General features: G+C 30.4%; 10 protein-coding genes and 1 pseudogene. 6 read left to right on the plus strand and 5 right to left on the minus strand.

The features are described from left to right. Position 1 precedes the first annotated feature (1 nt). From FMM58_RS01405 to FMM58_RS01430, 6 genes are read left to right on the plus strand one after another with little or no spacing between them, the layout of a single operon-like run. Positions 2-1,246 (plus strand): serine hydroxymethyltransferase, encoded by a 1,245-nt coding sequence (locus tag FMM58_RS01405; protein WP_150139659.1) that lies wholly within the window; start codon positions 2-4, stop codon positions 1,244-1,246. Next, positions 1,243-1,788, plus strand: a complete 546-nt coding sequence (locus FMM58_RS01410) for a DUF1882 domain-containing protein (protein ID WP_150139661.1) — start codon at positions 1,243-1,245, stop codon at positions 1,786-1,788. Before FMM58_RS01405 ends, FMM58_RS01410 begins: the two co-directional genes overlap by 4 nt. 11 nt (positions 1,789-1,799) lie before the next feature. Beyond that, on the plus strand, positions 1,800-2,576 hold the full coding sequence (locus FMM58_RS01415; protein WP_150139663.1) for an SPOR domain-containing protein: 777 nt from the start codon (positions 1,800-1,802) through the stop codon (positions 2,574-2,576). 1 nt (position 2,577) lies between these two features. Further along, positions 2,578-3,363 (plus strand): shikimate dehydrogenase, encoded by a 786-nt coding sequence (locus tag FMM58_RS01420; protein ID WP_150139665.1) that lies wholly within the window; start codon positions 2,578-2,580, stop codon positions 3,361-3,363. A gap of 9 nt (positions 3,364-3,372) precedes the next feature. Beyond that, on the plus strand, positions 3,373-3,795 hold the full coding sequence (locus tag FMM58_RS01425) for a MerR family transcriptional regulator (RefSeq protein WP_150180312.1): 423 nt from the start codon (positions 3,373-3,375) through the stop codon (positions 3,793-3,795). Next, the gene (locus FMM58_RS01430; RefSeq protein WP_150180313.1) at positions 3,792-5,135 is read left to right on the plus strand and encodes a toxin-antitoxin system YwqK family antitoxin; all 1,344 of its coding nucleotides are present in this window, start codon (positions 3,792-3,794) and stop codon (positions 5,133-5,135) included. The genes FMM58_RS01425 and FMM58_RS01430 overlap by 4 nt, the downstream gene beginning before the upstream one ends. 346 nt (positions 5,136-5,481) lie before the next feature. Here FMM58_RS01430 and infC read toward each other — a convergent pair whose 3' ends face one another. From infC to FMM58_RS01455, 5 genes and pseudogenes are all read right to left on the minus strand, one after another. Next, the gene (gene infC, locus FMM58_RS01435) at positions 5,482-5,997 is read right to left on the minus strand and encodes a translation initiation factor IF-3 (RefSeq protein ID WP_150180314.1); all 516 of its coding nucleotides are present in this window, start codon (positions 5,995-5,997) and stop codon (positions 5,482-5,484) included. Then, positions 5,994-7,802, minus strand: coding sequence for a threonine--tRNA ligase (gene thrS, locus FMM58_RS01440; protein ID WP_150180315.1), 1,809 nt, complete (start codon positions 7,800-7,802; stop codon positions 5,994-5,996). Before thrS ends, infC begins: the two co-directional genes overlap by 4 nt. 96 nt (positions 7,803-7,898) lie before the next feature. Continuing rightward, entirely contained in the window at positions 7,899-8,693 is a 795-nt protein-coding gene (locus FMM58_RS01445; RefSeq protein ID WP_411675280.1) for an undecaprenyl-diphosphate phosphatase, read from the minus strand. Positions 8,694-8,710: 17 nt separating this feature from the next. After that, positions 8,711-9,295, minus strand: coding sequence for an NAD(P)H-dependent oxidoreductase (locus FMM58_RS01450; protein ID WP_150151514.1), 585 nt, complete (start codon positions 9,293-9,295; stop codon positions 8,711-8,713). Positions 9,296-9,388: 93 nt separating this feature from the next. Further along, positions 9,389-9,505 (minus strand): annotated as a pseudogene (locus tag FMM58_RS01455) (methyl-accepting chemotaxis protein); the annotation flags it as partial.

Consider the following 9,505-nt stretch of genomic DNA (forward strand, 5'->3'; position numbering starts at 1 on the left):
TATGAGCTTAGAACAATTTGACAAAGATATTTTTGATTTGACAAATAAAGAACTCGCTAGACAATGCGAGGGTTTAGAAATGATAGCAAGTGAAAACTTTACCCTACCGGAAGTTATGGAGGTTATGGGTAGTGTTTTAACAAATAAATATGCAGAGGGCTATCCGTATAAAAGGTATTATGGTGGCTGTGAATTTGTAGATGAGATTGAACAAATTGCGATTAATCGTTGTAAAAAGCTTTTTAATTGCGAATTTGCAAATGTTCAACCAAATTCAGGCTCTCAAGCAAATCAAGGTGTTTATGCTGCTTTATTAAGTAGAGGCGATAAAATTCTTGGTATGGATTTAAGCCATGGAGGTCACTTAACACACGGGGCTAAGGTTAGTAGTTCGGGTAAAATGTATGAAAGTTTTTTTTACGGGGTTGAACTTGATGGTAGAATTAATTATGATAAGGTTTTAGAAATTGCTAAAGTGGTTAAACCAAAGCTTATAGTTTGTGGGGCGAGTGCTTATGCAAGGGTGATTGATTTTGCTAAATTTAGAGAAATTGCCGATGAGGTCGGGGCTTATTTATTTGCAGATGTTGCACACATAGCAGGACTTGTTGTAGCAGATGAACACCCAAGTCCTTTTCCGCACGCCCATGTTGTAAGTTCTACTACTCATAAGACATTAAGGGGTCCAAGAGGTGGCATTATAATGTGTAATGATGAAGAACTTGCTAAAAAGATAAATTCAGCAATTTTTCCAGGCATTCAAGGTGGTCCTTTAATGAATGTTATCGCGGCTAAGGCAGTTGGATTTAAATTTAATCTTAGCCCGGAGTGGAAAATTTATGCAAGTCAAGTTGTAAAAAATGCAAAAACTCTTGCTAAGGTTTTAATGCAAAGAAATTATAAATTAGTAAGTGATGGCACTGATAATCACCTTGTTTTAGTTTCTTTCTTAGATAAAGAATTTAGTGGCAAGGATGCAGATTTAGCACTTGGTGATGCTGGAATTACGGTTAATAAAAACACGGTCCCTGGTGAAAAAAGAAGTCCTTTTGTAACAAGTGGTGTTAGAATAGGTACTCCAGCCCTTACAGCAAGAGGGTTCAAGGAAAAAGAAATTGAAGTTGTGGCAAATTACATTGCCGATATTTTAGATGATATCAACAATAAAGATTTACAAACAAGTATTAGAGAAAAGCTCAAAATTCTTGCAAAAGATTTTATTATTTATTCAAAGGCTATGTTTTGATTTCAACAATGGACATGTCGCTTATAAAAATGATAAGCGACCATTATTACATTAAAAAAGACAGAATTATAAGTAAATGTGAATACAGAGGTCGTTATTTTTTCGACAGATTTGAAAGAGTGAACGCCCTTTTAAGTGCTAATGTTTTAAGAGAACATGCATCAAAGAAAATCATTGTAGCACATGATTTAATCACTCGCAATAATAAGGTCGAAAATATAGTGTTTGATTACAATGGCTTTAACACTGATAGATTTTGGCATAGGGCCCAGCTTATTTTAAGAGAAGAGGGTTTTATGAATTTCACAGCTTATAAAACAAAAACACCTGGCCATTTGCATTTGTATATACATAAGGGTCATACAGCATTAACAGAAGGTTATTCACTGGCCTCAAAGCTTTCTATGATGTTTGCAAGTAAAATGCCTGTTGAGTGGCGTGTTTTTCCAACTATGGATATGCCAAGAGATTTTAATATTTTAATTGTTCCTTACGAAGTGTTCCAAAAAGAACGTGGTAGTTCGTGGGCAAGACATATGTAAAAGGAGTAAAAATGGAAAATGAAAATAAGACAGAATTTGATGATATTATCTTAGAAAAAAGCAATAAAAGTGAAAAAATCAAAAAAATCCTTTTGCGTGTTATTGCCTTAGTTATACTATTTTTAGTAATACTTTTAGTGTATAAATTGTTTAATGGCAATCAAGAAAAAGAGATTGTCCCAAGTGAGCCAATTAGTGGCTTAGATGATAAAAATGGCTTTAAGGACATTCCATTAACCGAATTAACAGAAGAACAAAATCAATTTGAGTTATTAAAACAAAGTCTTGCAAAAGAAGAAAATAATGAACAAAATGCTACCCTTGTTACTAGTGAAATTCCAGCTCCACCACCTAGTGAAGAAATAAATTCAGAACCACCTGCACCAAAGCAAGAAATTCAAAAGCCTACGCAAAGTAATACTATAAATGTAGCTAAAAATGAAAAGCAAACAAAACCTGCTACTACGCAAAAACAAGCTGATTCTAAAGAACTTTTCAAAGAGATGCCAGCCCAAAAGATAGAACCTGTTTTACATAAGCAAAGTGGTTTACCTGTTGGTACTTATGTACAAGTATTTTCTGTAGAAAATGTTGATAAAAGGTCAAAGGATTTAACAGCATTAAAACAAAAAGGCTATGAATACAAGCTTTATAAAACAAAGGTTAATAATAAGGACATTACTAAGGTTTTAATAGGACCTTTTAGTAAAGATGAGGTAAATGCTGCACTTACTAAAATTAGAAAAGATGTGGAAAAAGACGCCTTTGTATTTACCTTAAAACCTTAAAATGAAAGTTTTAGCCGTTATAGGTAATCCTATAAACCACTCTAAAAGCCCAAGAATTCACAATAATGCCATTAAATTCTTAGGGTTTGATGCTATTTACACGCGTTATTTATTAAATGATAAATCTTTACTTAAAGAAAAATTTTTAAAACTTAGATTAAATGGGGCAAATATAACAATTCCCTTTAAAGAAGAAGCCTTAAATATAGCAGATATTAAGGATGAAAATGTAGTTAAAATAGGCAGTGCAAATACTCTCATTTTAAAAGATAATAAAATTTATGCTTATAATACCGATGCACCTGGCTTTTTACAATCTATTAAAGATTATAAAGATATCAAAAAAGCCCTTATTTTAGGAGCAGGTGGCAGTGCAAAGGCTATAGCATTTGCCTTGAATTCAAAAAACATAAAATGCACAATTGCAAATCGTTCAAGTTCTCGTTTTAAGGACTTTAAGGACTATAAAACTTCTTTATATGAAAATTTGCAAGATTTTGAATTTGACATAGTTATTAATACAACCCCGGCCGGTTTAAATAATGATAATTTGCCTTGCGATGAAAATTTATTAAATAAGCTTTTATCAAATGCCAAATTTGGCTGTGATATAGTTTATGGAAAACAAACTCCTTTTTTAAATGCTTGTAAAAAACATAAGTTAATTTTTAAGGATGGGGCTGATATGCTTTTGTGGCAAGGGGTTTTTGCCTTTGAATTATTTTTTGATATAAAAGATAAAGAAACACTTATAAAACAAGCTATGCAAGAAGCATTAACTTTATAAAGGAATATTATGGCTTATACTGTTATAGAGGTTCAAAAACTTACTGGCGTTTCATCTCATACTATTCGTTTTTGGGCTAAAAAAGGATTGTTACCCTTTGTGCAAAAAGACAAAAATTTAGTAAAATATTTTAGTATAACAGATGTGGAATGGGTTAGGTGGATATCTTGTTTGCGTTCTATAAATATGAGTTTAAAGGATATTAAGACTTATATTTACTTATCGACAAAGGGTATTGATAGTGCACCTGATAGAAAAAAAATGCTTGAAAATCAACTTGAAAATATAAATAAAGAAGTACTTAAATTAGAAAAAGCAAAGGAAATGCTAAAATATAAAATTGGCGTTTATGACAAGATTATGAAAACGGGCATTGATGTGTATAACCCAGAAAGTAGGGATTACCAAAAGAAAACAAGGAAGAATAAATGAAAAAAATAATTTTAAGTGGCTTTGTTAGCCTTATTTTAGTAGCTTGTGCAAGCAATTCTGGTTTAAAAGAAATAAAATATCAACAAGAAAATGCATCTAGCTTAAATGGGGTTCAAAAAGAATTTTATGCAAATGGTAATGTTCGAAGTGAAAAGATATTTAAAAATGGCGTTTGGCTTGGGGAATATAAGGAATTTTATGAAAGTGGGGCTTTAAAATTAAAAGGAAATTATAAAAATAATAAGGCAAATGGGACCTTTATAGAATACTTTGAAGATGGTAAAATTTATAAAAAATATAGCTTGAAAGATGATTTAAAAGATGGAACTTATAAGGAGTATTTTAGTAACTCAAAATTAAAAGAAGAAATAGATTTTAAAAATGGTAAGAAAAATGGTACTTATAAGGCGTATTATGATAATGGTAAAACAAGCCTTAGTGGTAAATTTAAATATGATATAAAGATAGATGAGTGGATAAGTTATTTTGAAACAGGTACTAAGCATACCTTGCAATTAATTTATGATAATAATATCACTGGCAAGGATATAGTGTATTTTGAAGATGGTTCTATTAAGAAAGAAGAATATTATAATAAGGTAGGTCAAAAGGATGGGGTATTTAGGGAATTTTATGCTATTAATACGCCAAAATTTGTAAAAACTTATAAAAATGATAAGCAAAATGGGGTATTTTATGAGTATTTTGCAAATACTCAACTTTATAAAGAATATACTATGAAAGATGATTATTTTATAGGTTTTTATAAGGAATTTTATGAAAATGGGGTTTTGCGTTTTGTTACAAAATATAACAATAAGGGTCAAAAAGAAGGAGCTGAAAATAATTACAGCAAACAAGCCACGCTTTTATCAAGTTTGATTTATAAGAATGATAAATTAAATGGACTTTGTAAAACTTATCATGAAAATGGCGAGTTAAAGACTCAGGCCTTAATGAAAGATGATAAGGTTGTAGATATTAAAAAATTTTATGATCAAAATGGTAAATTTTATGCACAAGAATTATTTGATGAACATGGTCAAAAGCTAGAATATAAAAGTTTTTATGAGAATAATTCCTTAAAAAGTGAAGAATATTATAAAAATGGAAAGGTAGATGGGCTTAGCAAGGGTTTTTATGAAGATGGCACCTTGCAATATGAAATTCAAAATAATAATGGCGTAAAAGGGGTATTTAAAGAATATCATAAAAATGGACAATTAAGCCAAAGTGGTAGCTATAAATATGGCACAAAGCATGGCTGGATTAATTTTTATAATGAAGATGGTAAATTTATTAAAAAAATTTATTATCAAAATGGGATAGCTATTGATTGAAATTTTATAGTTTATATTATAAGAGAACAATAAAAAAAGCCAAGCAGTCCTTGTTTTTACAAATTAATTATTTATTTTTTTGATTCGTAATTTTCTTTACAATAAGATATTTGTTCTAGTAAGTCTTTATCGCTTACTAATTTTATTGCTTCGTCACCATTTTTTCCATTAATTAATCTCAATAGGTCTTTGCATTGATATTCTGTCGGTGGGTTACTTGAAGTAGTAGTACTTAAACAACCACTCAAAAACACAGCAATTAAAGCGATGCCAATCTTAATAATTTTTTGCATATTTTTTTTTACAAAATTAAAAATTAAAATAATTGCCTATCTAAGATAAGCAATTATTTTTTAGGCGTTACAAGCATGTTAACATAACGTCCTTCACAGCTTGGTTCTTTGTCGCAATTTGCTTTATTTTCTATCATTTGCCAAATTTTTTGAAGTAAAGAAATACCAGCTTCTGGCGTTGTAACCTCGCGTCCTTTTAAAAAGACACGAAAACGTACATGTTTTCCTTGTTCTAAAAATTCTAAAGCGTGTTTTACTTTATAATTAATGTCATTTTGAGCAATTTTAATAGAGAGTTTTATCTCTTTAATATCGATAACCTTTTGTTTTTTCTTGGCTTCTTTTTGCTTTTTTTCTTGTTGATAACGAAATTTTCCAAAGTCCATTATTTTGCAAACTGGGGGCTTGGCATCAGGTGCTATCATTACCAAATCAAGTCCTAAGCTATTAGCAATCTTTAAACCCTCGTCGCTACTGATAATGCCATAAACCTTGCCATCATCACCTATGCAACGAATTTCATCTGCTCTAATTTCTTCATTGAGCAATGCTTCTTTTTCTTTACTCAAAAATGTACCTCACTAATTTTCTCCTTAATAAAATCAATAAATTTATCCAAAGTTAAATTCCTTTGAATTTTAGCCCTTCTATCGCGTAGGGCGACACTTTTATTTGTTAACTCCTCATCTCCTATTACTAAAATCATTGGCAATTTTTGTTTTTCTGCACTACGAATTTTTTTAGCTAAAGTTTCGTTTTTATCATAAATTTCACTATCTACATTAAGTTCTAAAAGCATTCTTTTTATACTTTTTGCATATTCTAAATGTTTGTCATTAACTATAACTATACCAACGCCAACAGGGGCTATGAAAAATGGAAATTCCCCTCCACAATGTTCTGTTAAAATTCCTATAAATCTTTCAAAACTTCCTAAGATTGCACGGTGAAGCATTACGGGCTGTTTTTTTTCATTATTTGAATCTGTATATTCCAAATTAAATCTTTGAGGTAGGTTAAAATCTACTTGAATGGTCCCACACTGCCATTTTCTTTTAAGTGCATCGGTAATTTTTATATCAATCTTTGGACCATAAAAAGCCCCACCACCTTCATCTATACCATATTTTAAGCCTTGTTCATTAAGAGCATCTTTTAAGGCCTTAGTAGCTTCTTCCCAAATTTCATCAGCCCCTATTGACTTTTGAGGCTTTGTTGAAATTTCTAGTTCATAATTAAAGTCAAAAAGTTCCATTAATTTATCTACAAATTCTATAATCTCTAAAACTTGCGATTTTATCTGACTTGGCATACAAAAAATATGTGCATCATCTTGGGTAAATTCCCTAACTCTAAATAAGCCATGTAAAACTCCACTTTTTTCATGGCGATGCACTACGCCATATTCAAAGAATTTTAAAGGCAAATCCCTATAACTTCTTAATTCATTTTGATAAATTTTAATGTGCCCTACACAATTCATAGGCTTTATGCCATATTCTTGCTCATCAATTTGAGTAAAGTACATATTTTCCTTATAGTTTTCATAATGCCCACTAATCTGCCAAGCCTTAGCCTTTAAAAGCTCAGGTCCACGAACAGGCTCATAATCTCTTAATCTATGAATTTTATAAAGCATTTGTTCAAGTTTGCTTCTAAGTCTAGCACCCCTACTTAGCCATATAGGTAATCCCCCACCTATATCATCATCAAAGCTAAATAATTTTAACTCATTACCTAATTTTCTATGGTCTCTTTTTTTAGCCTCTTCTATAATGTGTAAGTATTCTTTTAAACTTTCTTTATCAGTAAAGGCCGTACCATAGATACGAGTAAGCATTTCTCTTTTTTCATCACCACCCAAATAAGCCCCTGCAATTCGAGTTAGTTTAAAAAATCGTAAAAATTTAGTATTTGGCAAGTGAGGACCACGGCATAAATCTTCAAATTCACCTTGCTTATAAATGCTAACCATGCCATCAGGTATACGAAGCATTACTTCTTGTTTTAAATCATCATCCTTAAATTTAGCTATTGCGTCTTCTTTTGAAAGTTCGTATTTTTGTATATCTTGCTTTTTTTCAGCAAATTCTTTCATCTTTTTTTCAATCTTTATTAAGTCCTCATCATTTAAACTTTCATTTACTCTAAAATCATAATAAAAGCCATCTTCTATAACAGGACCTACAAAAAATTTAGCCTCGGGATATAAACTTTTAATAGCCTGTGCCATTAAATGAGCACAAGAATGCCTTAAAAGTTCTAAACTTTTTTGAGAATTATCAAAATATATAGGCTTAAAAGTAGTATTATCTGCACTTTGAGTGTCTAAAATTTTGCCTTCATTTTCATAGCCAATTATTTCTTTTTCCATATTTAACCTTAATATTTATTATATTTATTGAATTTTTCAAAGCTTAATTTTAACTTTAAAAGGCTTAATTGTTTTTTAAATTGATTTTTTTTAAAATTAAAATTCACTCCATGCATTTAAAACGCCTTTAGAATATAAAACTAAAAACACTCCTCCAAGTATAATCCTATAAACACCAAAGGGGATAAAATCAAATTTACTTATGAATTTTAAAAAGAATTTAATCACAAAAATAGCCACAAAAAAAGATACCACAAAGCCTATTAAAAGTGGTAAAAAAGCGTTATTGTTTGAGAGCATGGAGGGTTCTTGATAAATGCTATAAGCAGTGGCAACTATCATAGTTGGAATGGCTAATAAAAAAGAAAATTCAGCCGCTACCTTTCTATTAAGTCCAAGTAAAAGCCCTCCTATGATACTTGCCCCACTTCTTGAAGTACCAGGAATCATGGCAAGGGATTGTATAATGCCTATAAGTAAGGCTTGTTTATAGCTTATTTCATCTAGTGAATTTACTTGATAGCTTTTATTTTTATGCAAATATTCTATTATTATAAAAATAAGGCCTCCAAGTATTAACATAATGGCTACTATATAGCCATTAAAAAGATTGTTTAAATAATCTGATACAAAAAAGCCTATACAGCCAGTTGCAAAAAAACCAAGTCCTAGTTTAAACCATAGCAAAAAGCCTTGTATAAGTTTTTGCCAAAAGACAACTATTACTGCAAGTATTGAACCAAGTTGGATAATAATTAAAAAGTACTTCCAAAAATCATTTCTTTCAATGCCTAAAATTTGAGCACTTAAAATCATATGCCCGGTTGAAGAAACGGGCAAAAATTCAGTTAATCCTTCGATTATCCCAAGTATAAAAGCGTAAAAACTAATACTATCCACAAAAAAACCTAGTCTAAAACTTTAGCCAAATGTGCTTTATAATTAGACATAAAGGTGCGAATTTGTGGATTTTTAACTACATCATTACACATAAAAATAGGTAAAAAAGTCATCCCACAAAACTCATGCAATTTTCTTAAATGAAAATAAACCATATCTACGCCCTTTGCTTCAAAAAAATCATTTTCTTCTACAAAGGCTGAGTATGGGGCATTCCAAGTTACACTAAGCATTACTTTTTTATCATTTGCAAGCCCACCTTTGCCGTAGTTTTTATTAGGATTTGTATTGCTTCTTCCATCATTTTTATATAAAACCCCAGCTCCGCCAAGTGAAAAAACTTTATCTATGTATTTTTTAACTATCCACGGCTCACCCATCCACCAAGCAGGCATTTGATAAATTATAAGCGAAGACTTAGAAATTTTTTGTATCTCTTCATCTATATTATAACCCCTTTCTATAAAGGTTTCAAGCACTCCATAACCCCTTTTTAAAAGTTCTTCTTTTGCTATTTCTTGTAAAGTGTGATTAAGTCTTGTAGAATCATTACAAAATTTTTTAGAACCATTGATTAATAAGGCTGTTTGCATTTAATCCTCCTTTGAATTTTTGTAATTATAAATCATTATGATAAATTTTTAAGGCAAATTTTGAAAAATTATTCAAAATTTAGCCTTCAATTTTTAATACTTCTTGCTTTTTACATCACTTAATATATCATTAGAAATTTTACTAACATTATCAGAGATTATAGATGATTGATTAGCAATTTCAACATTATCCTTGGTATTTTGGTCAAT

Origin of the sequence: Campylobacter sp. LR291e (assembly GCF_008633915.1) — a bacterium.
In the GTDB taxonomy this organism is placed as follows: Bacteria; Campylobacterota; Campylobacteria; order Campylobacterales; family Campylobacteraceae; genus Campylobacter_D.

Coding starts and splice junctions, on each gene's coding strand:
- FMM58_RS01450 (WP_150151514.1), bottom strand. CDS start 9,295: ATGCAAACAGCCTTATTAATCAATGGTTCTAAAAAATTTTGTAATGAT.
- FMM58_RS01405 (WP_150139659.1), top strand. CDS start 2: ATGAGCTTAGAACAATTTGACAAAGATATTTTTGATTTGACAAATAAA.
- FMM58_RS01420 (WP_150139665.1), top strand. CDS start 2,578: ATGAAAGTTTTAGCCGTTATAGGTAATCCTATAAACCACTCTAAAAGC.
- FMM58_RS01425 (WP_150180312.1), top strand. CDS start 3,373: ATGGCTTATACTGTTATAGAGGTTCAAAAACTTACTGGCGTTTCATCT.
- FMM58_RS01430 (WP_150180313.1), top strand. CDS start 3,792: ATGAAAAAAATAATTTTAAGTGGCTTTGTTAGCCTTATTTTAGTAGCT.
- thrS (WP_150180315.1), bottom strand. CDS start 7,802: ATGGAAAAAGAAATAATTGGCTATGAAAATGAAGGCAAAATTTTAGAC.
- FMM58_RS01415 (WP_150139663.1), top strand. CDS start 1,800: ATGGAAAATGAAAATAAGACAGAATTTGATGATATTATCTTAGAAAAA.